The 26,613-nt window shown below is 42.7% G+C and carries 24 protein-coding genes and 1 pseudogene; 13 read left to right on the top strand and 12 right to left on the bottom strand.

What is annotated here, in order from left to right:
- Positions 1-261 precede the first annotated feature (261 nt).
- Both F6J99_RS10025 and F6J99_RS10020 read right to left on the bottom strand, forming a co-directional pair.
- Positions 262-603: a hypothetical protein gene (locus F6J99_RS10025; RefSeq protein WP_293112801.1), complete on the bottom strand. Its 342-nt coding sequence runs from the start codon at positions 601-603 to the stop codon at positions 262-264.
- 6 nt (positions 604-609) lie between these two features.
- Positions 610-1,209, bottom strand: a pseudogene (locus tag F6J99_RS10020) (esterase-like activity of phytase family protein); the annotation flags it as partial.
- A 95-nt stretch (positions 1,210-1,304) separates the two neighbouring features.
- On the opposite strand from F6J99_RS10020, the gene F6J99_RS10015 reads away from it, so the two are divergent.
- Positions 1,305-2,135 (top strand): Rpn family recombination-promoting nuclease/putative transposase, encoded by an 831-nt coding sequence (locus tag F6J99_RS10015; RefSeq protein ID WP_293112799.1) that lies wholly within the window; start codon positions 1,305-1,307, stop codon positions 2,133-2,135.
- A 318-nt stretch (positions 2,136-2,453) separates the two neighbouring features.
- Here the strand turns inward: F6J99_RS10015 and tsf are convergent, their stop codons facing one another.
- The 3 genes from tsf to alr form a co-directional block, all read right to left on the bottom strand.
- Positions 2,454-3,107 (bottom strand): translation elongation factor Ts, encoded by a 654-nt coding sequence (gene tsf / locus F6J99_RS10010; RefSeq protein ID WP_293112798.1) that lies wholly within the window; start codon positions 3,105-3,107, stop codon positions 2,454-2,456.
- Positions 3,108-3,265: 158 nt separating this feature from the next.
- Positions 3,266-4,096 carry a 30S ribosomal protein S2 gene (gene rpsB / locus F6J99_RS10005; protein ID WP_293090011.1) on the bottom strand — a complete coding sequence of 277 codons (831 nt, stop codon included), beginning with the start codon at positions 4,094-4,096 and terminating at the stop codon, positions 3,266-3,268.
- A 457-nt stretch (positions 4,097-4,553) separates the two neighbouring features.
- Complete coding sequence (alr, locus tag F6J99_RS10000; protein ID WP_293112797.1) at positions 4,554-5,780, bottom strand: alanine racemase; 1,227 nt, start codon at positions 5,778-5,780, stop codon at positions 4,554-4,556.
- Positions 5,781-6,082: 302 nt separating this feature from the next.
- Here alr and F6J99_RS09995 point away from each other — a divergent pair, with 302 nt between their 5' ends.
- From F6J99_RS09995 to F6J99_RS09980, 4 genes are all read left to right on the top strand, one after another.
- Positions 6,083-6,595 carry an inorganic diphosphatase gene (locus F6J99_RS09995; RefSeq protein WP_293112796.1) on the top strand — a complete coding sequence of 171 codons (513 nt, stop codon included), beginning with the start codon at positions 6,083-6,085 and terminating at the stop codon, positions 6,593-6,595.
- Between the two features lie 772 nt (positions 6,596-7,367).
- Complete coding sequence (locus F6J99_RS09990) at positions 7,368-8,279, top strand: MBL fold metallo-hydrolase (protein ID WP_293112795.1); 912 nt, start codon at positions 7,368-7,370, stop codon at positions 8,277-8,279.
- A gap of 139 nt (positions 8,280-8,418) precedes the next feature.
- Positions 8,419-8,631, top strand: a complete 213-nt coding sequence (locus F6J99_RS09985; RefSeq protein ID WP_293112794.1) for a hypothetical protein — start codon at positions 8,419-8,421, stop codon at positions 8,629-8,631.
- An 802-nt stretch (positions 8,632-9,433) separates the two neighbouring features.
- Positions 9,434-9,712 carry a hypothetical protein gene (locus tag F6J99_RS09980; protein WP_293112793.1) on the top strand — a complete coding sequence of 93 codons (279 nt, stop codon included), beginning with the start codon at positions 9,434-9,436 and terminating at the stop codon, positions 9,710-9,712.
- Between the two features lie 172 nt (positions 9,713-9,884).
- Here F6J99_RS09980 and F6J99_RS09975 read toward each other — a convergent pair whose 3' ends face one another.
- Together F6J99_RS09975 and F6J99_RS09970 are read right to left on the bottom strand one after the other, a co-directional pair.
- Positions 9,885-10,928 carry a hemolysin family protein gene (locus F6J99_RS09975; RefSeq protein WP_070392453.1) on the bottom strand — a complete coding sequence of 348 codons (1,044 nt, stop codon included), beginning with the start codon at positions 10,926-10,928 and terminating at the stop codon, positions 9,885-9,887.
- 96 nt (positions 10,929-11,024) lie between these two features.
- Entirely contained in the window at positions 11,025-11,621 is a 597-nt protein-coding gene (locus tag F6J99_RS09970; RefSeq protein ID WP_070392452.1) for a glyoxalase-like domain protein, read from the bottom strand.
- A 424-nt stretch (positions 11,622-12,045) separates the two neighbouring features.
- On the opposite strand from F6J99_RS09970, the gene F6J99_RS09965 reads away from it, so the two are divergent.
- Positions 12,046-12,711, top strand: coding sequence for a sigma-70 family RNA polymerase sigma factor (locus F6J99_RS09965; protein WP_070392451.1), 666 nt, complete (start codon positions 12,046-12,048; stop codon positions 12,709-12,711).
- 24 nt (positions 12,712-12,735) lie between these two features.
- Positions 12,736-13,854: a tetratricopeptide repeat protein gene (locus F6J99_RS09960; RefSeq protein ID WP_293112792.1), complete on the top strand. Its 1,119-nt coding sequence runs from the start codon at positions 12,736-12,738 to the stop codon at positions 13,852-13,854.
- Here F6J99_RS09960 and F6J99_RS09955 read toward each other — a convergent pair.
- Entirely contained in the window at positions 13,844-14,362 is a 519-nt protein-coding gene (locus F6J99_RS09955; protein ID WP_293112791.1) for a 2TM domain-containing protein, read from the bottom strand. The genes F6J99_RS09960 and F6J99_RS09955 overlap by 11 nt on opposite strands.
- A gap of 94 nt (positions 14,363-14,456) precedes the next feature.
- Here F6J99_RS09955 and F6J99_RS09950 point away from each other — a divergent pair, with 94 nt between their 5' ends.
- Both F6J99_RS09950 and F6J99_RS09945 read left to right on the top strand, forming a co-directional pair.
- Positions 14,457-14,657: a hypothetical protein gene (locus F6J99_RS09950; protein WP_293112790.1), complete on the top strand. Its 201-nt coding sequence runs from the start codon at positions 14,457-14,459 to the stop codon at positions 14,655-14,657.
- Between the two features lie 155 nt (positions 14,658-14,812).
- Complete coding sequence (locus tag F6J99_RS09945) at positions 14,813-15,940, top strand: site-2 protease family protein (protein ID WP_070392448.1); 1,128 nt, start codon at positions 14,813-14,815, stop codon at positions 15,938-15,940.
- Between the two features lie 108 nt (positions 15,941-16,048).
- Here the strand turns inward: F6J99_RS09945 and F6J99_RS09940 are convergent, their stop codons facing one another.
- Entirely contained in the window at positions 16,049-17,443 is a 1,395-nt protein-coding gene (locus tag F6J99_RS09940; protein ID WP_293112789.1) for a URC4/urg3 family protein, read from the bottom strand.
- 64 nt (positions 17,444-17,507) lie between these two features.
- Complete coding sequence (locus F6J99_RS09935) at positions 17,508-18,776, bottom strand: GTP cyclohydrolase II (RefSeq protein WP_293112788.1); 1,269 nt, start codon at positions 18,774-18,776, stop codon at positions 17,508-17,510.
- A gap of 185 nt (positions 18,777-18,961) precedes the next feature.
- Between F6J99_RS09935 and F6J99_RS09930 the strand changes: the two genes are divergently transcribed.
- Complete coding sequence (locus F6J99_RS09930) at positions 18,962-20,527, top strand: PQQ-dependent sugar dehydrogenase (RefSeq protein ID WP_293112787.1); 1,566 nt, start codon at positions 18,962-18,964, stop codon at positions 20,525-20,527.
- Between the two features lie 182 nt (positions 20,528-20,709).
- On the opposite strand, the gene F6J99_RS09925 is transcribed toward F6J99_RS09930, so the two are convergent.
- Positions 20,710-22,716: a galactose-1-epimerase gene (locus tag F6J99_RS09925; RefSeq protein ID WP_293112786.1), complete on the bottom strand. Its 2,007-nt coding sequence runs from the start codon at positions 22,714-22,716 to the stop codon at positions 20,710-20,712.
- Positions 22,717-23,203: 487 nt separating this feature from the next.
- Between F6J99_RS09925 and F6J99_RS09920 the strand changes: the two genes are divergently transcribed.
- The 3 genes from F6J99_RS09920 to F6J99_RS09910 all read left to right on the top strand — a co-directional run bounded on the left by F6J99_RS09920 (position 23,204) and on the right by F6J99_RS09910 (position 25,543).
- A complete protein-coding gene (locus tag F6J99_RS09920) occupies positions 23,204-23,710 on the top strand; it encodes a TerB family tellurite resistance protein (protein WP_293112785.1) in 507 nt (168 codons plus the stop codon).
- Between the two features lie 121 nt (positions 23,711-23,831).
- The gene (locus F6J99_RS09915) at positions 23,832-24,644 is read left to right on the top strand and encodes a methyltransferase domain-containing protein (RefSeq protein ID WP_293112784.1); all 813 of its coding nucleotides are present in this window, start codon (positions 23,832-23,834) and stop codon (positions 24,642-24,644) included.
- Positions 24,645-24,742: 98 nt separating this feature from the next.
- Entirely contained in the window at positions 24,743-25,543 is an 801-nt protein-coding gene (locus tag F6J99_RS09910; RefSeq protein ID WP_293112783.1) for an iron-containing redox enzyme family protein, read from the top strand.
- A 119-nt stretch (positions 25,544-25,662) separates the two neighbouring features.
- On the opposite strand, the gene F6J99_RS09905 is transcribed toward F6J99_RS09910, so the two are convergent.
- On the bottom strand, positions 25,663-26,562 hold the full coding sequence (locus F6J99_RS09905; protein WP_365973017.1) for an SMP-30/gluconolactonase/LRE family protein: 900 nt from the start codon (positions 26,560-26,562) through the stop codon (positions 25,663-25,665).
- Between the last annotated feature and the right edge of the window lie 51 nt (positions 26,563-26,613).

The following is a 26,613-nucleotide window of genomic DNA, read 5'->3' as shown; positions in this document are numbered from 1 at the left end:
ATAAACTGGCAAATTGACCCTACGAATGATGTAATGGCAAGCTCAAACCCTTATAACGAAGTCCAAGGTCAGGCCAAAACAGCATGTATCTTTTTGTTAAAGATCGGCTGAACGCAATACCCAGTAAGGATTTTAGCTTGCATGTCACCGCCTCAGGAATTTTATAAAAAAACTTAAAATAATATGAATTTTCAATAAAATATAAGCCAAAGGTGGGGCTTGCCCCACCTTTGGCTTATCCAGATATGATAAATTTAGGATTTATACAAAAACGAAATAATCTTGATTAGCAACAACATCAGCGGAGAGATGAGTAACAATAGCTAAGTCACTGCCATTGGCAGAAATTACTGCTCCCAAATCCCCATCGGTAATGGTGATATCATCAAAACCAATACCCAAACCAGCAATACCAATCACATCTTCGCCACTGAAAAAGTCAGTAATGATGTTAGCGCTATCAGGAATTTCAGCAGAAGCAATCCAGAATTGGTCTGCACCTGCGCCCCCAGTCATGGTATTGTTACCACCAGAGGTCACAAAGAAACGATCTGCACCTTCTGCACCAAAAACGCGTTCGCTTTTAGCGTGACCTACGGTCAATCGCTTTTAGCGTGGCCTACGGCCAATCGCGCAGCGGCTCCAAACGCGCCCCGCGTGGCCCAAAGGCCAAGGAGCATCGCTTTTACCTAAAATAAAGGTATCATCGCCACCATCGCCATAAATGCGATTATTTCCATCAGCCAAAGAAGCATCAATGATATCGTTACCTTCCCCAGCAAAAACTAAGTTATTGCTACCAGTTAGTTCTAAAGCATCTGCTTCTAACGTACCAAAAATTTGTTCTTTAGTCTCACTGGCAGGAGCAATATCTAACGCAAAAGCAAAGAGCTGAGTAGCAGGAGTTTCCGGGTCAAAGTCGTTATCACTAACCACAATTAAGGATTGACGACCATCGGGTAAAACTGGACCTAAGGCTAAACCTTCAAAATCATCGAGATTAGTCCCAATATCATTAAAATCTACCAGCAGTTGTTTTTCTGCTACAACAATATCTCGACCTTTCAAGCTTGGCAAGTTACTGACATCGGTAGCATTTTGAGCCGATACTAAATAGAGCTTGTTTTGGTTTAAGCCAGTGTCGTCAAAATACCTTTCTAAGGCTAAGAACGTTCCCGCATTATCTAAAGCTAATAATTCAGCCAAACTGTTAGTTCGATCTACCTCATCAGGGGTGCTTCAGGAGCATTAGCATATAATATTGGCCAGATAACCCAAATACCAGTTCCTTCCAATGCTAACCAATGCGCACTGACAGCCTATTTTATAAAGTGTTCCAAACCCTCCCTGGTACTTTCTTTGAACTCCTGGAAGAAAACTCTCAACTAGCACAAAACTATAATTTTAAGGCCGTCGAACTCAAAGAACTCGCCAAACGCACCGACGGCGTATTTCTCCCCAAACGGGACGGTGACCCTATTTATTTCGTAGAAGTCCAATTTCAGAAAGATGAGGACTTGTACTACCGCCTCATGCAAGAAGTGTTTGTCTACTTAGGACAAAATCGCTGGCAGCATAGTTGGCAGGCGGTAGTATTCTGGGCTAAGCGCAGCTTGGATACAGGGATTCCCAGATGTTATGATCCCGAAGTCCAAACAGGATATCTGCGCTCACTTTACCTCGATGAAACTCCAGACACCTCAGACTCAATCGGATTGGGACTGGTACGGCTGGTAGTGGAACCAGAGACGAATGTCCAACAGAGAGTACGACAACTAGAAAGATGTGCGAGGGCTCTACCAGTAGCCCAGCAAAGAAATGCGATAGAATTAATAGAACAAGCCTTAGTGTATAAATTTCCTGAGTGTCCCTGGAGGGAATTAGAAGCGATGTTTGGACTTACTGAATGGAAACAGACCAGATTTTATCAGGAAGTGAATGCTGAAGGTCGCATCACTGAGGCACAGATTTTGGTCATGCGTCTGCTGAAAAAAAGATTCCCAGAAATGACCGAGGAAATAAACAACTTAGTTCAAGGTTTGTCTTTGTCAAATTTGGAAGGGTTAACAGATATTATTTTTGAGTTAAAAAGTTGGGAAGATTTGTTGAGCTGGTTGTCACGGGTAGACCAATAATGCTCACATGGAGTTGATACCACTCATACTCTAGAAATGCTGTGAAAAAAACTCCCAACTTTACAATGCCTTGAACACCTGGTTAGGTCAAGTCTGCCCTTGGAGCCATCAGGGCGATCTGACGACTTGCCTGTGAAAGGGTTGTGATTGATTCCATACGGGGGCATTGAACCCCCAGGTGGAACCGCACATTAATCTCACACCAAATCAAAGATTATGGTGTGAGGCTCCTGCTAAACTAGCTGATCATCCCTATCTCCGAAATCAGTGAAGCGTGTTGATCAATATCTTGGGTGAAGCTCAAAGGTAAGCTTTGGTTTAAGAGCCCATCTGGGCAGCAACTTCTTCAGCAAAGTTGCTTTCTTCCTTTTCTATACCTTCACCCAAGACATAGCGAGTGAAGCGACGCACTTGGATGTTTTCACCCAACTGGGCAACACATTGCTTGACTAATTCTTCCACTGTAATGCTTTGATCACGAATGTAAGGTTGATCCATCAACGAGAGTTCTTTAAGGCGTTTGTCAATCCTACCCTGAACAATTTTCTCTTTGATGTTTTCTGGCTTTTTGCCTAGGTCATCCCTACCCATTTCAATGTCTTTTTCTTTTTGAACAATCTCTTGAGGGATGTCATCGACCTTCACGTATTCAACGTTAGGGCAAGCTGCTACTTGCATGGCGACGTTCTTGACTAGGGCTTGGAACTCGTCGCGCCGGGCAACAAAATCGGTCTCGCAGTTAATTTCTACGAGTACACCGACTCGACCACCAGTGTGGATGTAGCTGCCGATAATTCCTTCTGCTGCCACACGACCGGATTTTTTCTCAGCTGAGGTAATGCCTTTTTTCCGCAGCCATTCTATAGCTTTGGCCGTGTCTCCGCCGCTTTCTACGAGAGCTTTTTTGCAATCCATCATGCCAGCGCCGGTTTTTTCCCGTAGCTCTTTGACAAGTTGTGCTGAAATTGCCATGTTGTTTTTGTTCCTACTGTTAGTGAAACTGATTACACCGTGATATCTTCCCACACTACTCGATCCGTCAGTATGGGCTTACCAGCCCACTCTGAAAACTAGTTGATTTTTATCAAAGGATAAATTCAGGGTGGGGCTTCAAGTTCGAAGATAACTAACTATTCTGCCTCAGTCTCCTGGTTATCTCCTTGATCTACGGATTCAATTTGCTCACTTTGTTCAGTCTCTTGAATTTCCTCCTCGTCTGGGAACTCCTCTAATCCCTCTTCAAATTCTTCGTATTCGTATTCCTCTGCCGTATCTAGCTCACCATGACGGCCTTCGTAAATGGCATCAGCCAGTTTACCTATGATTAGCTTAATCGACCGGATCGCATCGTCATTAGCTGGAATCGGAATATCGGCTAAATCAGGGTCGCAGTTTGTATCTAATAGTGATACTATCGGTAGACTTAGCTTTTCACATTCCAAAATAGCGTTGTACTCACGCTTTTGGTCTATGATTATGACTATGTCGGGAACCTTACGCATCATTTTGATGCCACCTAGATATTTCTGAAGCTTGCCTAGTTCCCGACGCAGCATTGAGCCTTCTTTTTTTGGCAGTAAGTCAAGGGCACCACTGGTCTCCCGACGCTCTAAATCTTTGAGTCGCTCCACCCTGGTCTTAATTGTTTCCCAGTTGGTGAGCATACCACCTAGCCAACGTTGGTTGACATAGTAGGCACCACAACGGCTTGCCTCTTGGGCAATAATTCCAGCAGCTTGTCGCTTAGTACCCACAAACAGAAATCTTTTGCCCTGCTCTGATGAGGTGCGGATATAGTGATAAGCGTCCTCCATCAGCTGAGCTGTCTGTACCAAGTCAATGATGTGGACACCATTACGAGCAGTGTAAATGTAAGGATCCATCTTTGGGTTCCATCGGCGAGTCTGGTGACCAAAGTGAACCCCTGACTCTAGCATTTCAGCTAAAGAAACTACAGGCATAATTTTTTAACTCCTAATTCGGGTTTAACCTCCATCCAGGTGGATTTCCCTTTAGAAACACCCGAAACCCTGGATGTGCGATGTTTATAAAACCCTTTTAGGGTAACACATTCTGACTCCCTAATGGCAAAGGGATGCCATGGATAAATTTTATTTTAATAACATTAAAATTGTTAATTGGTAAGCTATCAGCTATCAGCTATCAGCTATCAGCTATCAGCTATAGCGCGATTAGCGCTACTTGAGATGCTACAGCGAACAGCGATCAGCCATTGGCCCTAGGCCAGGGTACTTGAGGTGCTTTTGAATAAAATAAGCACCTCAAGCAGCGTGAGCTTTAGCTCACGGCTGTTCCCTTAGCGTGGCCAACGGCTGACCGCTGACCGCTGACCGCTGACCGCTGACCGCTGACCGCTGACCGCTGACCGCTGACCGCTGACCGCTGACCGCTGACGGGTTACCCTACTACTACACGGGGTAGTCGGTGCTTAAAACCACAAATAATTTCCCAGGAAATGGTGCCTAAAGCCATAGCCCAGTCATCTGCTGAGATTTGCTCTTCCCCATCCTGTCCAATTAAGGTAACTATTTCCCCAACTTGTATATTAGGAATATCACTAATATCAAGCATGAGCTGATCCATTGTAATTGCGCCAATCTGAGGAACTTGCTGCCCTCGGATGATTACATTGATGCGATTGGAGAGATTTCGGGGAACACCGTCAGCATAGCCAATACCCACTACGGCTAGACGCATCTGTCGATTTGAAATGAATTGATGCCCATAGCTGATACCAGTTCCAGGGGGAATAGTTTTAATTTGGGTGATCCGGGCTTTTACCTGCATCACTGGCTTGAGGTGAATAACATTTTGAAGATGCTCTGCTGGGTAGAGACCATAGAGGGCTAATCCTACACGCACCCAATCGTAGTGCAATGCTGAGTCGGTTAAGGTGGCAGCGGAATTGGCCAAGTGCAATCGGGGTGGAGTTATGCCACCAGCCTGCAATTGTGCGATCGCGTTTTTAAACCTTTCATGCTGCTGTCTCATCACTGTGGGGTCAGGACTATCAGCAGTGGCTAGATGGGAATAGACACTAGCTATTTCTAAGTTAGGTAATTGTTGGACTAAGCGTACAAACTCGATGGCATCTTGCCAAGGCATTCCCAAGCGAGACATCCCTGTATCTAGTTTCAGATGCACTGGCAGGGTTTGGTTTAGACCACTCAAGGTTTCCGAAAACACTAAAGCTTGTTGAGGATTACAAAGAGTTGGTTCCAATTGCCAGTGAGCGATCGCTTTGACTTGTTCTGGGGTATTAGTCGCTCCCAACAAGAGTATAGTGGCCTTAATTCCCCCTTGCCTGAGTTGAATCCCCTCTGAGACAGTAGCAACACATAGCCCCCCAGCACCAGCCTCTATCGCTGTGCGGGCAACGGTTAGAGCACCATGGCCATAGGCATCCGCTTTCACCACTGCCATTAGTTGGGTAGGATGGCGCAAAAGCTGCTGTATTTGCCGTAAATTTTGATAAAGAGCAACTTGATCAATTTCGGCCCAGGCTCGTTGGCGTAATCCAGGATAGAACGGGTCAGTTAGGCAGTCAGTATCATCCCCTAGGATTTGTGTAACAGATTCCGACTGTAATGGTGTTATACCAATCCTCTGCTGAAGCTCTCCCATAGGACTTCACTCCTCAATCACTCAGACATTACACACTCACACATTACACACTATAGGTCGAATGGCGCTTTTAAAAGTTGCTGTGAGATGTGACAATGTTCCACGGGGCTAGTAAAAGTTCAATATAACTGGCATTGAACGGCACCCTGCTCAGGATAATCTGATCGGTTGGCTATTCTACCTACCTAAAAAATCCTGAACTATGGGATTTATTTAGGTAAGTATTAAAGCAGCTATTAAGATGTCTTAAGCACTAAAGATGAGATAACCCACATCTGCTGTTTTTTTGAAACATATAGTTCATGGATTTATCAAAGATTCCTGCTCAACCTAAACCAGGTCTGATCAACGTTTTAATTGAAATTCCCGCAGGTAGTAAAAATAAGTATGAGTTTGACAAGGATCTAGAAGCCTTTGCCCTTGACCGGGTACTTTATGCATCGGTACACTACCCCTATGACTACGGTTTTGTGCCTAACACTCTAGCAGATGATGGTGATCCTCTTGATGGTATGGTGATAATGGATCAACCTACGTTCCCTGGTTGTGTGATTACCGCTAGACCAATCGGGATGCTGGAAATGATCGATGGAGGTGATCGGGATGAAAAAATTCTGTGTGTTCCTGACAAGGATCCTCGCTACGCTGAGGTAAAAAATCTCCAAGATATAGCGCCCCATCGGTTGGATGAGATTGCTGAATTTTTCAGGACATACAAAAATTTGGAAAATAAAGTCACTGAAATTTTAGGATGGAAAGATCTTGATCAGGTAATGCCTTTGGTGGAAGAGTCGATCAAAAAGTATAAGCAGTAGGGACTGATCAAGTAGGGACTCATCGGTGAGATGAGTTCCACTAGAGTTTCTTTTCTTAGGCTAATGGTTGATGCTAGAAAGCTAGCAAGGCGATTAGCCATTCTCTGTTTTAAGGGCAAGCATAAAAAAATCCCCCAACCCTACTAGACTAGGGTCAGGGAGTGATACCAACAGAAGCTCAAAGATATTACCGATACTTTTTAGGTGAGAAGATAATCGGGTGAGAATGGGATGGGGTGAGCAGTTATACTTGAGATGGGCATAAACTGATCTTTTGGTTTAGCTGTCGAGGTTAAGCTATCAGCAAATGGGCTGACTTCCGATAGATTAAAGCTGACCGATCAAGGGATAAACGATGCAATACCCAGTTCCCATTCTGATTGATTGATTGAATTAATTTGATGCATGTGTGACATAGGTCACAAACTGTTTGTTCCTAAATCCGTTAAAATTAACCAACACTTAAGATACAGTTAAGATAAAGCATAACTGTATCTTAACTTGTTTCGGGGGGCTGAACGGTTCGAGATTAGAGATATGACTAAATTACTGGGGCTGTTGTGCTTGCTTTCCCCCATCTAATTACTCTTAATGTATGCAATTTGGTGTATGCAATTTGATGTATGCAATTTGATGTATGCAATCGGCCCGCTTTAACAGAAATTAGTGGTTAACCACAGATGGTTACTTAATAGTACCTGAGTATCCTCTAGTGGGAATCTACCAATGGGAATAATTCCTAACTTAGGTTCACTTAATTCATAGATTCAACATGCAAAATCTAGTAGCACCCAAACTAGGCCAATATAAGGCTAAGCCCAACCTAAACAATGGTACTGGAGGGGATCTGAGCGTCCGATTTTGGGGCGTTAGGGGTCAAATTTCTGCTCCTGGGACAGATACCATTCGCTATGGTGGCAATACATCTTGTGTAGAAATGCGTGTTGGTAGAAAACGCTTAATCTTTGACGGTGGCAGTGGTTTGCGGGTGCTGGGAAATCATTGGCTTAAGGAAATGCCCATAGAAGCTCACATTTTTTTTTCCCATAGCCATTGGGACAGCATTCAAGGGTTTCCCTTTTTTACTCCTGGGTTTATTCCTGGTAACTGTTTTCATCTCTATGGAGCAGCAGCACCTGATGGGGCGTCCATCGAACAGTGTCTAGGTCAGCAAATGATTCCTCCAAATTTTCCAGTGCCCCTTCAGGTCATGCAGTCAGATCTGAAATTTCATGGGCTCAGGTCAGGTCATACAGTCACCCTAGATGATGTAACAGTGGAGGCTGTGCTTCTTAATGACTCACATCAAGCAATGGGTTATCGGGTCAACTGGCAAGGATATGCTGTTGTGTACGCCACTACTCACTCCCATGGTTGGGGTGGTATTGATGAAAATTTACGATACCTATCCCGTCAGGCAGATTTGCTAATTTTGAATACTCCCTTTCCCCTCAAAGAAGATAATCTGCTTAATGATTCACCTTTGATTTGGCAAGATGACCGTTGGCAAACTGGGATAGTAACGGCAAAGGTGGCAGGTGTTAAGCGCATAGTTATGTCTCGTTATCATCCTGACTATAATGATGATTATCTCGACAGACTACAAAAGCAACTCCAGTCTTTCTATCCTAATCACTTACTGGCTCGGGAGGGGATGGTTTTGCCTGTTTGTTCAAGGGTATAGATGATTAGGTATGACTATAGTGCTGGAATTTTAGATAAATTTGTGGAATTATATTTCTCACTATATTGCCTTAACAGGTGTTGGGAACACATGATCACATTGGTCTGAATAGAATTAGGTAGTTTTGATATTCCCCAGAATGCGATGCTCCTTGGCCTTGGCCTATTGGCCACGCGGGGCGCGTTTGGGCCACGCGGGGCGCGTTTGGAGCCGCTACGCGATGCTCTGGAAGAGCCGCTACGCGAACGCACTCTGGGGAATGCTATTGGTTATTACTCGCTTTCGGGGTACTGATACTGAACGGAATGGTTCAGCCTGGTGGTTGTTGGTTACTGGAAATTCCTCTAGTTAAGTTTTCGATTAGATTAGCGCAATCCTTTAATATATAGCGCTATAGTTCAAGAGTTGTCCTGTCAGGTAAATATATTTCGCAATACTTTAAAAAATACTTTTAAAGATGTCTATTTGATCAGCTTGATCAGCTGGCTTGGGGCAAGTGATTGGGGAAAACGCTACCTCTATCAGGCAATCCCTATGCCCAAAAAAAAAGAGAGCCACGTTTTTGACTCTCTCGATCATCAGGGTGCATCTACTAATTAAAATTTATCACAAATGATGAGGGGTGTGACCCCTCATAGCAAAAATCAGCCAAATGGCTGATACCAATGGGCTAAATACCTGTACTATATTACCTGTCCCATATACAGTATCTTGCCTTTTTGGCTGATTTTTGGCTCAATTCCACCGTATAAGCCCAAAAAGGGGGTCTTAAAGCCTATCCTATAGGACAGAAATCCAGATTGGTGAGCATTCAAGGTGATGTGGAATTTGTCAAGAGCATTGAGAGCAAATTGACAGAAGCGATCGCGTGGGTGGCAGAGATAATCTCAAGCTTGTGCCAGTGGTAAGATAACCAAAAACTGAGGTCAATAGTTATCAGTTAGTAGAGGTACACAACCGTGGATCTCTATAGTGGATCTCTATAGTAGTAACCAGCAGGAGAGTCTGTTGACTGAAGTGATGCTCTAGAAAAGACTTCAAATCCTAGGTACTTGGGTTGTGGAATCGTTGAGAGGTTTGGATTAAATTTCCTGAAACTCTAGATTACCTTAAGTAGTGGGTATTAGAATTAACTTAAGTTACACCCTTGTCTGATGAAATTTGCTACTATTGCCCAAGCTAAGAGAATAATAATCTTTATACTAACGTTTTGCTTAAGTGGGTGTTTTCCTCAACTTGATCAAATACTCAGAAATCCATCTTGTAGGAAAGCTGAAGAAGTTGTCAAAACAGCCCAAAATCAATTCAATAGTATAGTGTTTAATGTGACCGTAGAAAGTACCGATCAAGAAACCATTGAAAAGCTATACTCACAATTTAAAACTCTTGAAGAGTCAGAAGAACAAGCTTATAAAATATGTCACAAAACCTAGCTCATTTTTTTTATTTATATAGCTTTATGTAAAGGGAACAGGTAACAGGTAACAGGTAACAGGTAACAGGTAACAGGTAACAGGGAAAGGATAGCAGCGATGCATCGCTTTTTTTGTCAATTCTATGTTTACATCTCAAAGAAAAAGCCTCTATTTATTATTTTATCGAAAACTAATCCTGATCAAGCCCATAAGATTGCAACATTTTTTCTCGCCGTTTACGAGCAATTGCTTGTAGATCAATGTTTCGATCAGTCTCATCAACAATTTCACCGGTTAGCACTTCCAGTACATCTTCCAGGGTGACTACACCAGAAACACCCCCATATTCATCCAGTACAACCATCAGATGTTCACGGGTTTGCTGAAAGGTTTTCAGTAGCTTATCAGCCCGAACAGTTTCAGGTACAAAGCGGACTTGACGAATCAGAGAAGCAAGGGGTTGGTTATGTTTGTCTTCAATAATTGCTGTGAGTAACTCATCTTTGAGAGCAATTCCAATAACTTTATCAATAGAGTCTTCAACCACAGGCATCCGGGTGTGAGGCGAAGCAATAATGCTTGGTTTAGCGTCAGCCAAAGTGGTATTACCATGTAAATAGGTAGTTAGGATTCGTGGAGTCATTAAATCAGATGCAGTCAAATCATTTAACTGAAATACTCGTTGGATCATTTCTGCTTCATCATCTTCAATGACCCCTTCTTGATACCCAACCTTGGCTAAAAACCGGATTTCCGCCTCATTGGTGGTAGGAAGTTTTTGACCTTTAGTAAACGGAGCAGTAATTTTTTCCATCAACCACACCAGAGGCGTAAACACAACGGTTAAGAACCGAACTGGTAGAGCCACGAGTAGGGCGATGTTTTGGGCGTAGATCTGACCAAGGGTTTTCGGGACAATTTCCCCAAATACAATAATGAGAAAGGTAAATAGACCTGAAAAAACCCCCAACCAAGCCTCTCCTAAGACCCTAGCAGCAAGGGAACCAATTACGATGCTGCCAACAATGTTGAAGGTGTTGTTGAGAATAACAATGGTAGCTATGGGCCGATTCATGTTTTTGCGAATCGCCAGTAGTGCTAACACTGCAGGCTTGTTTGACTGCGCTAATTGTCGGACTTTAACAGTAGGCACTGAAAACAAAGCGGTTTCTGCCATAGCACAGATGGCTGAACCGAACAGAACGATAAGTACTGCGATAATGACTTTAAACATGGTAAATGTGATTAGGCGTAAAACCTTAGGCTGGTGCGCTACGCGCAATTGTTACCCGCCTAATCCCTGATTAACTCACCATTATTGATTTAACCGCTAATTAGAAACTTCTGCCAGTTCAATTACACGATCGTCCACATCCTTGACCAAAAAGTTAAGGGGCTTGAGGGTGCGCACTTTGTATTTCAGCCGTCTCATCTGCACCAGCATCAAAACTTGATCCAAGCACTCATGGTCAAAGCACACGTGACGTTGTTGGTTTTTATTGCCCAAGCTAGCTCCGGAAATCACATGGAGCTGGGTATTCTTCTTTAACTGATACCATAGCCCATCAGTACCACTGAACTGGGTAGCTTGGGTGGTGCCCAGATTGGTTGACATATATAGGGGATCAATGCTGGTACTGCCCATGGTCTGCTCGTAATTATAGTAGTAATGTAGGGGGACTTCTGCTGCGGATAACTCTAGCAAGCCTTCATAAAACTGTCGCGCTATTGCCAAATCAGACACCATGATGGTGTGAACTTTTGGAGCGCTGGTCAAAAACATCCACATGGCAAAGGCATAGGCGGCTAGGAGCATTACCATGATGCCTTGAGTGGAAAACAGGCTATCTAAAGGCAAAGAGGGTAAAAATGCGCCAAGAGGCAGGGGTGAAGTTAGCCAGGAAATAATATCAACTGATAGAATCATAAACTTAAACAGAGTTAGCAACTGGATAAATTAGTTTAAAGGTCCTTATGAACTTTTTGTCCAATCGTAGGTAATATTATTACCATCAGACATTGAGGTGCGACCCTAGGGCGCGAGCAATCCCTCGCGCCCTAGGAGGCGCGCACCTTGGCGATGGCCTTTGGGCCACGCTACGCGAACGCTTTTTCTCGATTTTAGCTTCAACTGAAGGAGCATCGGAGCACCAAAGGTTGTAGACTTGGTATCGTCATCCATCTCCTTCATCTTGAGGTCTAGTGCAGACCTAGGATATTAGGTCCCGACATTGATCTACTCCAATGCCAGTTAACCATCGGCATTTCCCCTTTCTCAAGATGAGGGGGTTGTGGTGAGATCAGGATGCATCTAGTCTAATTCTCCTAATTACAGCTTTTATTGAAAGATTGTGCAAATTCCCAATTTTCCTGAATCTAAGCATCCACTTATTAAATCACTGTTTCATCATAGTGATCAGGAATTGCTGACTTTGTTTCAGCGTCATCGGTCTGAAGGGAAGTACTTTACAGCAATTTTCTGTCGCTACAGTCCTATTGTCTATACATTAGTGCGCCACTCAGCGCGATCGCCTGTACAGGCGGAATATCTATTTGCTCTGACTTGGCGTCACATCTATCACGAACTGGGTGGCATGGATTTGCGGGAGGATTATGGACTAGAGTCAACCTCCTTCCAAAACCAGATTATAAACCTAACGGCGGTTTGTATTAACCAGGCAGACTTGCCACCAGTGGAGTCTATTCACTATAACCTCAACGTAGCACCACCACCCTTGTGGTGTTATCTGGAAATGGCATTGGAACAGCTACCACCAGCGGTGCGGTTGATGGTAATCATGGCTCAGACCTTTCACTGGAGTGAAACGCGAATTGCGGCTTATCTGCAAGCGGAGGGAGAAATGATTACTCCAGCTCAGGTGAGAAAAGAACTTCAAGAAGGCTATGAACTGTTGGAAGCTGCTTTACCCGAGGATATTCGGGTGGTCTATCTGGGGGTCGAAGCTAAGAATCGAGAAGAGTCTGATCTCTTTGCAGTACCGGTTTTGAGCGAATAAGGGGCGGTTAGTTTGCACCCTTGATTGGGGTACTTTGATCATAACTTCGATAATAGCAGAAACGTTGATCAAACGGAGTCTTTTGGTATGGCGAATCGTAGCAGGTTGGTGACTAGTCTTTCCGGAATCATAGCGCTAGCCTTTACCCCCTTGGTAATGTTGCCATGCCCGATGGCTTGGGGTCAGACTCGGAGCATTGACCAACAACTGGCAATCCCTTTAGACAATCTTCGTGACCGCAAAGCAAGAAATCGGGCAGATTTTTTCCTGGAACAGTCAGAGCTGGCAAAACAGAGTGGTAACTTGAACGATGCGATCGCGTATTTGTCCCAAGCGGGAGAAATTTATCAGCAAATTGGTGACTTTGAGGGATTGGGTAAGACTTACAATTCCCTAGGTCAGACTTACGCTAAGTTGGGACGCTATCAAGATGCAGAGCGAGCCTTGCGCCGAGGCTTGGGTGCTGCTCGTTCTCAACAAAGTTTTCAGCCACAGATTTATAGTATAAATAATATTGGAATATTATTACTGCAAACGAGAAACCTCAAAGCGGCCCAGGAAGCTTTTACGGAAGCACTGACCATTTCCCGTACGATTAAGGATGATGACGGTGAAGGGTTGAGTCTGAATAATCTAGGCTTAGTGGCAGCTCAAGGGGGAAACTATCCCGAGGCGATTAAGTGGTATGAAGCTGCTCTAGTTTTACGGCGTCGCTCTCGGGATAAGTTAGGTGAGACGAATATCCGGAATAATTTGGGAGATGCCTATCTCGCCGCTAGACAGGAAAAAGATGCTTTGTATTCTTACCGCATTGCCCAGATACTGGCTGAAAAAGTTGACAATGTTTTCAATCAGATTCGTGCTATTAAGGGTATAGCGTTAACCCATATTGCTACAGGTAAGAATCGGCAAGCGGTGAAAGCACTAAAGGAATATCTGGCTTTGGCACAAGAACAAAACAATCGCCGTGAAGAGCTTGTTGCTCTAAAGTTGTTTGCCCAGTTATACCAAGACACTGGTAATTGGTTAGAAGCTCGGGCTTTTTATGAAAAAGCGATCGCAGTGGCTCATGCTTTAGGAGATATTCAGGAAGAAACATTGTTAATCAGCGATTTAGCTCAAATTATTTATGTTACTCCTTAGTCATTAGTCCTTGGTCTTGAATCCAGTTTTTGAGACTAGTATACGTTGATTGGGCGATCTGTTTTACCTGGTTTTGAAGTTTCCATTTTTGGAAAGCTCTTTCGTAGTCATCGCCCTGTATTTGATAAGTATTCCATGCTCTGAGTGCTATCCACAAACCCCAGAACAATAAAATATATAAAGACCAAGACAGGTAACCAACGTTAATTAGATTAATCGCCAACAAAAAACTATTAACGATTAGAAACTTTCCAAAACTTTTTTTAAATTGGCTACGTCGGTAGCTATTGAATTCATGACGTTTTTGCTCTTCTTGTTGCTGGGCTAGCCATTCTCGTTCGGCTTCCAAGAGAGTGTGGATTGAAATCCCTAATTCAGAAGCAATTTCCACCAACTGTTCACGGGAAAATTCTTCAACCATTTCCTGACGTGCCAGGGCTAGATTGAGGATTTGCTGGATATCTTGTTGGTTGTAAGAGTGGGTGATTTTGGTTTCAAAGACGGACATCGTTTAGTCAGTTTAACTAGTAGGGAAGGGGGGTAGTGCTTAAAGAAGATGTTGCTCTAAACACCCTTGAGCGGTGCTTAATTTTATTATGCCGATGGAAACAGAGAGGGGTCAAACCACCTGCATTCCTAAAACCGCACTAAGCGTGGACGGATTTTACGGCATTTTAGCAATCGGCAAATCTTTTACATTTCGTTACGATAGAACCATGAAAGACGAAACTACTATCGAGTTGCTTGAAGGTAGGTTAATTGTTCATTGCTCTTGGTTGATTGTTGATTGGCAAAAGCGATAAACCCTTTACTGCCAAGGATAACTGGCAATGGTATCATAGTTTATTTTTCATGAACTATGAATCATGAACTGTTAACCATGAACCATAACCTATCTACTACCTTATAAGCCAACTTGGTATAAAAAAACGTCTTAGGAGAGTTTGAGGTAGTCTGCATGAACGGCAGTATTCGTGTTGGGAATTTATTTGGCATTCCCTTTTATGTGAATCCAAGCTGGTTTCTAATCTTAGCTTTAGTTACCTTTGATTTCGGAGGTGACTTAGCAAATTTTTCAGGATTGAGCGGTGTTTTGCCATGGTTTTTAGGATTTGTTACGGCACTTTTGTTATTTGCCTCTGTCTTAGCTCATGAACTAGGACACAGCTTTGTAGCGATCCAGCAGGGAATTGAGGTTAAATCTATCACTCTCTTCCTATTTGGTGGTCTAGCTAGCCTGGAGAAAGAATCAAAAAGTCCACTAGAGGCGTTCTTAGTTGCGATTGCTGGTCCAGCTGTTAGTTTGCTACTATTTGCTCTACTAACTGCCGTTCAGGCTAATGCTAATCTAGCTAGTTCATTGGCATCAATTGTTGGACTCCTCGCCTCCATCAACTTGGCTTTAGCATTGTTTAACTTAATTCCTGGCTTACCACTAGATGGGGGTAACATCCTGAAGGCACTGGTTTGGCAAGTTACGGACAACCCACACAAAGGTGTGTTATTTGCTAGCCGTGTTGGTCAGTTCTTTGGTTGGGGAGGAATTATTTATGGAGTGCTTCCAATCCTACTGTATGGTAGCTTTAATGGCATCTGGTTTGCCTTAATTGGTTTGTTCTTGCTCCAAAATGCTGGCATGTCGGCCCAATCTGCTATGGTTCAAGACCAGTTAGAGGGCTTGACAGCAGAAGATGCGGTCATTCCCAACAGCCCAATTGTATTCGCTGATTTGTCTCTAAGGGAGTTTGCCAACGAGTACATTATTGGTAAAAATCAGTGGCGCAAGTTTCTAGTAACTGATGAAGCGGGCCAATTGCTAGGAGTTGTAGTAGTGGATGATCTCAAAACTGTTCCTACCTCTAATTGGCCGGTGACTCCAGTAAGAGCACTGATGAAGCCTGTTAAGACTTTGAAAACTGTTCAATCGGACCATTCTCTGTTAGAGGTTGTCAAAATTATGGACAAAGAGCAGCTAGATCAGCTACCGATTGTTGGTGACAAGGGTGTACTGGTGGGAATTCTGGATACAGCTTCCATTCGCAGTATCCTCGAAGAACGAAAAAAGGCTATTGAGGGTAATGGGTAATGGGTAATGGGTAATGGGTAATGGGTAATGGGTAATGGGTAATGGGTAACTGACCCAACTCGATCACCCAACTAGGCTTGAGTACCCAATTGAGCAAGTCAAATTTTGTCAAAAGACTGTGCCATCACTTTCTATCTGAATCGGGGAAGAGCCTCCTGGTCTCAATTGAGTAGCAATTCTACGTCCTGCTGTCCAAGTTCCTCCTTGTAAGACTTTTACTAGTGGCAATTCAGTAGCACTCAGGTTCAATTGTTGACGAATAGTTGCTGCTATTTGATCTAGCAAACTAACGGTGAGTGCTCGCCACTCAATAATCACTTCGGAGCTGGGTAAGTGAGACTGTTGTAAAATAGCGCTATCCTTGACCTCTAGTAATCCTAGATCTAAACATAAGCCCCCATTGCGATATTCTGCTAAGCCGGTCAACTGATCAAGTTCAGTAATCTCTAAACCCAGTTCCTGCAATGGCTCTAATAGAGAGTAAGTTAACCACTGGGAGAGTTTGTGAAATGGTACATACTCGGAACCGTAGTTATCCCCTTTGAGAGCATAATGTTGCCACACATCCCCTAAATTGACCCCCGCTATTGATTCTCGTTTTGGCCAAATATCCCCTAATCCCTCCAGGACGGTGCTGAATAGGTTAGTGGCACTTAGAAGGTTGGCAGGTTGTAGGTTAGCTGGTTGACAAGTTGCAGGTTGCTCCTGGGCCGGTGGTGAATCTGTAAGTGGCTTGACCAAGCTTTGGTTGTGTTGGCAACTTTCAAGGTTCAAGTTGCTATCGTGCAATCCCTTGGTAACCTGCAACTTATCTAGCAATTGGTAATTTACCAAGTAATTTACTAAGTTGCCAGGACGAGGATTGACTTTTCCAAACATCTGTGGTAATGAAACCATTGCTTTACCTAAGCGCTGTAGTAAAGCTAGCCTACCCTCTATACCTATGAGTGGATTGGTTTGACTGACCTGGAATCCCTGGGCTAAGTCATGGGCAATCAAGGATTGAAGTCCTTTGGCATCGACTTGCCAAGGTAGGTCTGGGTCGCTGGAGAAAGCTCCCTGACAGAACATGCGGAAACTAGCAACGGCTAATCCTTCGGAACGGCAAAACACTAGTCCGGTTTCTGGTTCATGATACTGCCAATTGCTGCCAGCCCCAGCATCGAGCAGGACGCTAATGATGACTAAGTCGAATTTGGTTTGGGCTTTTTGGAGTGGAGTGAATCCTGCCAATTTCTGGTTTAGTTCCTGAAGACGAGGGACATTTCCTACCTCAAAATGCCGCCAGCGACTATGAAATGGAATCTGGAAATCGGGGTAGTGCTGCTGCATGACCTCGATGACATAGTTAGCTACTTGCTCTAGCTTGGTTAAATTGCAGCGAAAGTACTGCAACTGGTCAGCAGTAGCTAAGGTGAAAATGCGATCGCATCTATCCCGAATTGCCCATGGGGTTCTTAAGTAAGCGATTAACTGCTGTTGTGCATTATCCACAGGTGACATAGGCAACAGGGAATATAGGAAGGCATAGAGAATAAGCAATTCGGGAGTGACTAAGGACTCTTGACTAATCGCCTAAACCACGCCCTTGAATTTCAGCCAATGCGATCGCATCTAGTTCAGTTGTATTTTCAGTGTAATAACCAGCAGCTTTTTTGGCAGCGATTTCTACTTGGGCATCAGCGGGAATCAAGTGTTCTGGAATGGGAATGCGCTGAATAATCTCAATACCGGATTGAACGATAGCGTTATATTTCATATCGCTCATGGAGACAAAACGGTCAATTCGTTTAATTCCCAGCCAATGGAGCACATCAGGCATTAGTTCTTGGAAGCGGATATCTTGAACCCCAGCCACACACTCTGTACGGTTGAAGTAGGCATTAGCGCTATCACCTCCTTCCTGACGTTTTCGGGCATTATACACTAGAAACTTAGTTACTTCACCTAAGGCGCGACCTTCTTTACGGAAATAAACAATGACACCTGCACCTCCAGCTTGGGCTGTCTGGACACAGACTTCTAGACCATGGACTAGATAGGGACGACAGGTGCAGATGTCGGAACCGAAAACATCGGAACCATTACATTCATCATGAACTCGTACAGCCAGCAGTCGATTGGGTTCAGTAATGGCTGCCACATCACCAATTAAATAGACAGTGATGCCACCAATGGGGGGTAAGAATACCTTTAAATCGGGGCGAGTGATCAGTTCCGGGAACATGCCACCGGTTTGCTGGAATAGAGCACGGCGCAGGTAACTTTCCTGAATGTCCAATCGTTGGGCAATTCCCGGTAGATACCAAACCGGGTCAATTGCTACTTTAGTTACTACTAAACTACCATCGTTTTTAATAATTTTGCCATCAATTGCTAAACGTTTTTTCTCTACAGCATCCTGTAGTTCTGGCATATTGATATGAGCTTTGGTGATGGCAATCGTGGGTCTAATGTCGTATCCCTGCTGATATAAATCGCTATAAACTTCACCTACCATCGCCCCAAAGGGGTCGAGAGAAACAATCAAATTAGGGTCAGTCCAACTGGGATGAGGACCAATGGGAACGATGGGAGCAGTGTTGGTGAGATCCGGGCGGTGATTGGGCTGGAGTGTGCCACTGGCTACAGCTAAGGCTCGATACACTGAATAGGAACCTGAGTGAGTACCAATAACATTGCGATGAGCTGAGTTAACTAAGGTACCGACAATGGGTCCTCGTTTGAGGGGGTCACTTTCTCCCCAGTTAATTGCCGGAGAATTCAATCTAGAAGAGCTGGGATGGGAGGTTAAAACGATATGCTTGGGTTTGCTGATAGTTGTTAAATCTTCCATTAGAGTTACTCTGTAGAATGCACCAACAAGTGTCTAGGTCTTAGATGCTAAGACTTAGTTAATAGGGATAAATTACTATAGTAACAATTTATAACAGAAGTATAAGATTGATCTTGCTCTTGTGGGAAAGAATTGCGGAACCAGTGCCTTGAGCTGTAACATACAAAAAACCAAATTACGCCACCATGACTCCAACCTCAGGGGTTTCGGATTTTTGGATTTTTCAGATTTTTAGCGTCCGCGCCCTTAACTTAGCAGCATTCATATTATGTATGAAGACATTTCGCCTTCTCTGTTTTATCTTGTCGCTCTTCTTGGTCATCTTTGCTGTTGCCAGCATTTCTTCTGCTCAGATAACCGATCCCATTCCCGAGGCAATTAAAAAGTCAGAACTCTCTGTGGGATTGGAAGAAGTTGTTAAAATTCCCAATAGTGGAACTGGAAGAAAGAAAGCTGCTCGCTTGAACCTGCTTACCCATGCAGGAGATGGTAGCAAAAGATTATTTGTTAACGATATGCGTGGCAAGTTGTATGTCATTGTTGACGGCACTGCTACTGTTTATATGAATCTGAAAAAACTAATTTGTGCAGACTTTACTTATGAAACTCCTCAACAGGGCTTCGCTTATTTTGCTTTTCATCCAGAATTTGCTAACAATGGAATTTTTTATACTGTAACTAGCGAAGTTAAAACTGGCGGTACTCCTGACTTCCCGGTTACCAAACCAATTATTAACAGTAACAAGAACATTATCGAAAGTGCCCACCACGATGTAATTCGCGAGTGGAAGGCAACAAACCCTTCTAGCAATACTTTTGTCGGAATATCCCGTGAGATTTTGCGCATTGAAGAGCCTTACCCAGATCATAATGTTGGACAATTGGGCTTTAATCCCAATGCTAAACCAGGGGATGATGATTATGGCTTGCTCTACATTGCTGTAGCTGATGGCGGTAGTGATGGCTATCCTGTTAGTGATACCGATCCCTTGGATAATGGACAGAATCTGGGAACACCCCTGGGCAAAATTCTCAGAATCGATCCCTTTGGGAATAAGAGTGTTAATGGTAAATATGGTATTCCTGGTGATAATCCTTTTGTTACAGATGACGATCCTAAGACCTTGGGTGAAATCTGGGCTTATGGACTGCGTAATCCCCATCGTTTTAGCTGGGATACTGGTGGCGAAGGCAAAATGTTGATTGCTGATACTGGTCAGGCTTTTATTGAAGAAGTTAATCTTGGTATCAAAGGAGCTAACTATGGTTGGGGCGAGCGGGAAGGTACTTGGGTTATAGAGGAAAATAATGAAAATGTTTTGTTTGCATTACCCAAAAATGATCGCTCCTATGGCTATACTTATCCCGTTGCCCAATATGACCATGACATCCCCCCCGACATAAAAGGCTTCTATGGAATTGCGATCGCTGGTGGTTATGTTTATCGGGGCAAAGCAATTCCTGAATTAATCGGTCAATACATTTTTGCTGACTTCGCTCATGATGGCAGATTTTTCCACGTTCCTGTAGATGAACTTGTCGATGGCAAACAGGCAAAAATAAAAGAACTCAGACTCTTGGACGGAGAGCAAGACGCTTCTTTTCTAGAAATTATTGGAAAAAAACGATCCGATGTGCGATTCGGGGTGGACGAAGAAGGAGAAATCTATGTGACATCAAAACAAGATGGTAAAGTTAGGAAACTCGTTCGTTCACCGAAATCCCCTATTGACCATAATAGTTTGCAATAATGATGGTTATGGAATTCACATTATTGTAGGTTAGGTTGAAGGATAAAACTGAATAGGAGGGAGAGATAGATGGGTTTCGCTATCGCTATACCCATCCTACAAATTCAGTATTATTAATCTGAATTATAAATTATATACTCCTACTAATTATCTGATTAATCCAGGATAATTGCTATAACTTTCTAGGGCATCCCTTTAATCTTAAGACGGATACGATAAAGACTGTTTCTAGCTGTAATGTAAAGGGTTTGGTAGTCACTATCACCCCAGGCTAAATTAGCGGGGGCTTCTGGCACTTCAATAATGCCCAGTAGGTTGCCGCTGGGATCAAAAATCCAAACTCCTCCTGGTCCAGTGCTGTAAACATTGCCTTGGATGTCTACCTTCATACCATCTGCTGCCCCCTCTTTACTAGGAGGTTTCAGTTCCGCAAAAAGTTTTCCATTCTCTAACATCCCGTCTGGCTTGACATCAAAAACCCGAATATGACCTCTTTGTGAATCATTCACATATAATTTAGTTTCATCTGGGGAAAAAACAATACCATTAGGGCGGACAAAGTCATCAACTAGCAGGGTTAGTTTGCCATCTGGTGCTAGGCGATAAACACCATAAAAGCCTAATTCTTCTTGTTCAGATTTGATGCCATAGGGAGGATCGGTAAAATAGATGCTACCATCTGATTTGACTGCTATATCGTTGGGACTATTCAGCCGCTTGCCTTGGTAGTGACTAGCTAGAGTTACGATTTGTCCATCTTTCTGTGTTAGGGATAGACGACGATTACTATGTTCGGCAGTAACTAAACGCCCTGAGCGGTCTAACGTATTACCATTAGCATTGCCAGAAGGTTGACGAAAAATCTCGTTTTTTTGCTCTGGTTGCCATTTATAAATAGTATTAGCTGGAATATCACTAAATAGCAGAAATCCGTCGGGATGCCAAACAGGTCCTTCAGTAAACTTAAAACCTCCTGCTACCTTTTCAACTTGAGTATTGGGAGCAATAATTTTTCCTAGATTATTTTGTTTGGTGTAAAATTTATAAACCATTAGGTGTCGGTAAGTTTCACCTGGATTCAAGATAACCGAAGGAAAGTTAGGCTGATTGACTGAGTCAGGAAAATGTTGTGTCTCTAGGCACAAACCTTGATGATTTGTATAAACAACATCTCCTTTACCCACAGTTCTAAGCTTAGGAAGATTTCCCGAAAAAAACTGTATTCCTGGCTGATTACTGTGAAGCTCCATCACCCGACCAGATTTTGGTTCATATACAGTAGCTGCGAGTTTGATTTTTTCTGATTCTCCATTCAAGACATAATTGAGGTCGTAGCCTCCTGGATAGTTTGGCTTTAGGGTATTTCTAAGCTGATTAATTCCATCTCCAATCAACTGAGGCTGAGTAAAGTCGTAGGGTGTATCTTTAACTGATTTAATCTCTCCTGTAGGGATGCGCTGTTCGTTGTTAGGCGTATATCTATCGGCATTTATCGTTAAATATTGTCCTAGAATATTTCCAGAACCATGACCAGCCAAGTTCCAATATGTATGATTCACCAAGTTGACAGGAGTAGGTTTGTTAGTGGTAGCAGTCATTTCCAGCTTTAACTCATTATCGTTAGTCAGAGTGTAAATAGCTGTAACTGTCAAATCACCTGGATATCCTTCTTCTCCATCAGGACTCAGATAAGTTAGTTTTAGTGCCTGTCCTTGGCTACTGTTAATTGGTTCAGCTTTCCAAACCACTTTGTCAAAACCCTTGTTACCACCATGTATGTGATGGGGAGGGGCATTAGCAGCTAGATCATACTTTTGACCATTGAGAGTGAACTGAGCATCTTTAATCCGATTAGCGACGCGACCAACAATTGCACCATAATATAGGTAGTGCTTAGCGGTCAAATAAGCTTCTAGACTATCAAATCCCAGCACTACATCCTCTAGCTCACCGCTCTTGTCAGGCAAGTGTAATTCAGTAAGAGTAGCACCATAGTTGGTTATCTTAGCTACTAAACCATTGGTATTGGTTAAAGTATAGAGATAAACGTTTTGACCATCTTTAGTCTGGCCAAATTCAATCTTGGTTAAAGTTTTGTTTTGTTTGGTCTGGTAGTTATTTGCTGTGGCGTAAGATTGCTCAGGGTTAAATCTCTTGTATAAATCTGATTTTACTAAAAGTACAGTCATTACCATTGCGGTAAAGACTGTGATTATTTTTAGTAACATTGAGCCAGTCAGCATAGTTAATTTTTTAGGAATTAATTGTTATCTATTATAACGAGTTTTTTAAAGTAATATAATAGAGGGATAATTTTGTAATAAATTAGCTATCAGTTAATGCGCTACGCCCACGCGTGCGCGTTCAGCTATCAGTTATCAACTTATGGGCTATGGGCACGCTGTCTCCATGCAAAGCGCGAGCAGGGAAAACCCTCAATACCCCTTAGGTGCGCTTGACCCGTAATTAAATTCGCGCTTTGGTGCGCGCCTCAGAAATTTTTACCTCACAAGTCGTAGAATTTCTATATTTGTTAACGATATGCATCGCTTCTAAACTAGATTGATACCTATTTGATGACACGCCCTATAAAAAATTGACATTGTTAAAATTTTAGTTTAGCATCAACTAAATATCTTAGTATTAAATCAGTCTTAGACAAATCCAGGACAAAATATGAGTAACGGCAAGGCACTGCAACCATCCCCCTATTCAAAAAGACAATACAATATTCACCAACCTGGTGACTTTGATGTTGCGGTTAATTATAGTCGTGTGTTGTTGGCAATTGCTGGTGCAGAGGGTGAGCTGGCAGAGGCAGAATTGGATTGGTACATTGATGAGCTGGTTTTGTTCGGATGTACTGAAGAGTATTTGCCAGAAATCAGTAAAGAGTATATTGCCACTGTCAAAAATCTGAATTGGAAAGATGTTAATCTCGAAGAGCTATTGGAGAAGATTAATTTTGATTTTCCCATGAATTCGCCCAAAGTTATTTTATATCAAGCAATTAAGATGTGCCGAGCTGATAGAGACTATCATCAAAAGGAGAAGGAAGCAATTCGGAAAGCCGCTAAAATTTTAGGTGTTTCACTTACAGATGTTATGGCGATTGAATCACTAGTAGAAATGGAAGATGCAGCAGAGAAATTAAGATATTCTGTGTTAGAAACAATAGGATAGTTTAGATAATTTTAACACACTCTGGTCCTGGCAAATTAAAGTGTGTTAAAATTATCCATCCATGTTAATTTATAAACTTCATCGACAATCTTCTAAATTAGTTCAGTTGGGAGACTAACACTTGTCCAAAAAGTACATACATGGCTATTCACATCAAGAGCAACAACGCTTAGTTAAACAAGCTCAATATTGGCGGGACAAAGTGCTATTGCGCGATCTCAATTTGTTTCCGACCGAGAATTTGTTAGAAATCGGCTGTGGTACAGGTGCTGTCTTAGGAATAATTCTAGACAGTTTTCCAGATTTGAGAGTAGCTGGAATCGATCTCGAATCTACTCAAATAGAATGCGCTCAGCACTATTTACATACTCTTGGTTTTGAAAACAACATTGATCTGCGTGTAGGTGATGCCATTCAGCTTCCTTGGCCCGATGCCAGTTTTGATCATGTTTATGCCATCTGGTTCTTAGAACATGTCTCAAATCCCAAAGCAATTCTGGAGGAAGCGTACCGTGTCCTCAAGCCAGGCGGTCGAATTACCGTAACTGAAACTGATTACGAAACTCACCTGATTTGGCCTGACTCCCCTGATTATCAATATTTACTGCAATCTTACCGTGAAATGTTCTTATATGCAGATGGTAATCCCTGTATCGGGCGAATTTTGGGACCACTTTTAACTTCAGTGGGTTTTCAGGAGGTCACTAATATACCATGGGCGTTTTATAACTTTGGTAATACTGAAGATCAAGATCTAGAGAAGTTGGTAGAGTATATGCACTCTTGTATACAACCAACTCTCATGGAAATGACACGAAAACTGGGAAAGGATTCTCAAAGGCTAGAAGCCGGTCTAGAATTTTTCCGAAATCTTACGAACCAGCCTGAGTGTGCCGCAGCATTGACAATATATCGGGCATCAGGGAAACGATAGTCAAGTTAAAGACTACAACACTCTTGAATTAGTCTAAACTACTATAATAAATAGTATACTGATGTTTTTGGGTAAATTTTTTAACAAGATATTTTTGTATGGTTACATTTCATTCGGTTTCTCAGAAAGAATCACCAGTGTCTCTGAGTTTTCCTGAGAATAACTCAACTACTCCAGATCGGAATTACCAAAGCCTAGAAGCAGTCATTAATTTTTACGAGCAAAAAGATATAAGAAATGACTACTTCCAGTGGTTGCATTCAAGGCCTATAGATCTTTCCAGCATTTGGTTGCTTCTCCATAATCTTCAGGGGATTACTGCAGAGTTTGTTCGCTGGCTCGCTAGTGCTGTGTCTAGAATCGACGATAATATTATTCGTTGCTTACTTGTAAAACAGCTCTATGATGAACTTGGGAACGGAAATCCTGAACAGTGTCATACTTTACTATATAATCGCTTTTATCATGCCTTTCATCCCTGGCAACCAGAGTCAATTGCTACCGGGAAGATGGATGCTCTGAACATTAGCTCACCTGGGATAAAACTAAGACAACGACTAGAAGGCTATTTTAATGCTCCTGATCCGACTATTATCATCGCTGCATTTTTGGTAGAAGAGATTTACGCCAAGAAGTTCATTGAATGTCTCAATGAGCAAATCATGCGGACTCAGGAAATTTCTGAGCATGATCTAACTTGGCTCACCTTACATAGCGTGGTAGAAGCGGATCATGCTGGAGATTCTATCCATCTAGCCCGCCGTCTGGATGAGATAGAAGTTTCCCGTAGCCTAGTTTATATGGTGACTGAAGAGGTATGGAATATTTTTATGCGCTTCCAGGATGAGATGTATGCACTCAATCTTGAACTATTTTCAGTAGATATCTCCAGAAAATAGAGGAGGTTTAGACGCTTCTGTTATCGATCACTACTTGTGTACCACTACCATTAATCTGAATTATAAATTATATACTCCTACTAATTCTCTGATTAATGCAGTAGAATTAGTAGGACTTTCTAGGGCATCCCTTTAATCTTAAGACGGATACGGTAAAGACTGTTTCTTGCAGTAATGTAAAGGGTTTGGTAGTCACTATCACCCCAGGCTAAATTAGCGGGCGCTTCTGGCACTTCAATAATGCCCAGTAGGTTGCCGCTGGGATCAAAAATCCAAACTCCCCCAGGTCCAGTACTGTAAACATTTCCTTGGATGTCTACCTTCATACCATCTGCTGCCCCCTCTTTACTAGGAGGTTTCAGTTCGGCAAAAAGTTTTCCATTCTCTAACATCCCGTCTGGCTTGACATCAAAAACCCGAATATGACCTCTTTGTGAATCATTCACATATAATTTAGTTTCATCTGGGGAAAAGACAATACCATTAGGGCGCACAAAGTCATCAACTAGCAGGGTTAGTGTGCCATCTGGTGCTAGGCGATAAACACCATAAAACCCTAATTCTTCTTGTTCGGATTTGATGCCATAGGGAGGATCGGTAAAATAGATGCTACCATCTGATTTGACTGCTAGATCGTTGGGACTATTTAACCGCTTGCCTTGGTAGTGACTAGCTAGAGTTACGATGTTTCCATCTTTCTGTGTTAGGGATAGACGACGATTACTATGTTCGGCAGTAACTAAACGCCCTGAGCGGTCTAACGTATTACCATTAGCATTGCCAGAAGGTTGACGAAAAATCTCGTTTTTTTGCTCTGGTTGCCATTTATAAATAGTATTAGCTGGAATATCACTAAATAGCAGAAATCCGTCGGGATGCCAAACAGGTCCTTCAGTAAACTTAAAACCTCCTGCTACCTTTTCAACTTGAGTATTGGGAGCAATAATTTTTCCTAGATTATTTTGTTTGGTGTAAAATTTATAAACCATTAGGTGTCGGTAAGTTTCACCTGGATTCAAGATAACCGAAGGAAAGTTAGGCTGATTGACTGAGTCAGGAAAATGTTGTGT

Origin of the sequence: Moorena sp. SIO4G3, from assembly GCF_010692305.1 — a bacterium.
Taxonomy (GTDB): Bacteria; Cyanobacteriota; Cyanobacteriia; order Cyanobacteriales; family Coleofasciculaceae; genus Moorena; species Moorena producens_A.
Note: the sequence above shows the minus strand (reverse complement) of the source record. Positions and strands in the feature narration are given on the sequence as shown.

What these genes read in the sequence shown, in the direction of transcription:
- F6J99_RS09950 (WP_293112790.1), top strand. Translation starts at nt 14,457, where the DNA reads ATGGAAACAGAGAGGGGTCAAACCACCTGCATTCCTAAAACCGCACTA.
- rpsB (WP_293090011.1), bottom strand. Translation starts at nt 4,096, where the DNA reads ATGCCTGTAGTTTCTTTAGCTGAAATGCTAGAGTCAGGGGTTCACTTT.
- F6J99_RS09955 (WP_293112791.1), bottom strand. Translation starts at nt 14,362, where the DNA reads ATGTCCGTCTTTGAAACCAAAATCACCCACTCTTACAACCAACAAGAT.
- F6J99_RS09995 (WP_293112796.1), top strand. Translation starts at nt 6,083, where the DNA reads ATGGATTTATCAAAGATTCCTGCTCAACCTAAACCAGGTCTGATCAAC.
- F6J99_RS09945 (WP_070392448.1), top strand. Translation starts at nt 14,813, where the DNA reads ATGAACGGCAGTATTCGTGTTGGGAATTTATTTGGCATTCCCTTTTAT.
- F6J99_RS09935 (WP_293112788.1), bottom strand. Translation starts at nt 18,776, where the DNA reads ATGGAAGATTTAACAACTATCAGCAAACCCAAGCATATCGTTTTAACC.
- F6J99_RS09970 (WP_070392452.1), bottom strand. Translation starts at nt 11,621, where the DNA reads ATGATTCTATCAGTTGATATTATTTCCTGGCTAACTTCACCCCTGCCT.
- F6J99_RS09925 (WP_293112786.1), bottom strand. Translation starts at nt 22,716, where the DNA reads ATGACTGTACTTTTAGTAAAATCAGATTTATACAAGAGATTTAACCCT.
- F6J99_RS09980 (WP_293112793.1), top strand. Translation starts at nt 9,434, where the DNA reads ATGAAATTTGCTACTATTGCCCAAGCTAAGAGAATAATAATCTTTATA.
- F6J99_RS09975 (WP_070392453.1), bottom strand. Translation starts at nt 10,928, where the DNA reads ATGTTTAAAGTCATTATCGCAGTACTTATCGTTCTGTTCGGTTCAGCC.
- F6J99_RS09985 (WP_293112794.1), top strand. Translation starts at nt 8,419, where the DNA reads ATGCGATGCTCCTTGGCCTTGGCCTATTGGCCACGCGGGGCGCGTTTG.
- alr (WP_293112797.1), bottom strand. Translation starts at nt 5,780, where the DNA reads ATGGGAGAGCTTCAGCAGAGGATTGGTATAACACCATTACAGTCGGAA.
- F6J99_RS09990 (WP_293112795.1), top strand. Translation starts at nt 7,368, where the DNA reads ATGCAAAATCTAGTAGCACCCAAACTAGGCCAATATAAGGCTAAGCCC.
- F6J99_RS09920 (WP_293112785.1), top strand. Translation starts at nt 23,204, where the DNA reads ATGAGTAACGGCAAGGCACTGCAACCATCCCCCTATTCAAAAAGACAA.
- F6J99_RS09930 (WP_293112787.1), top strand. Translation starts at nt 18,962, where the DNA reads ATGACTCCAACCTCAGGGGTTTCGGATTTTTGGATTTTTCAGATTTTT.
- F6J99_RS10015 (WP_293112799.1), top strand. Translation starts at nt 1,305, where the DNA reads ATGCGCACTGACAGCCTATTTTATAAAGTGTTCCAAACCCTCCCTGGT.
- F6J99_RS09940 (WP_293112789.1), bottom strand. Translation starts at nt 17,443, where the DNA reads ATGTCACCTGTGGATAATGCACAACAGCAGTTAATCGCTTACTTAAGA.
- tsf (WP_293112798.1), bottom strand. Translation starts at nt 3,107, where the DNA reads ATGGCAATTTCAGCACAACTTGTCAAAGAGCTACGGGAAAAAACCGGC.
- F6J99_RS09910 (WP_293112783.1), top strand. Translation starts at nt 24,743, where the DNA reads ATGGTTACATTTCATTCGGTTTCTCAGAAAGAATCACCAGTGTCTCTG.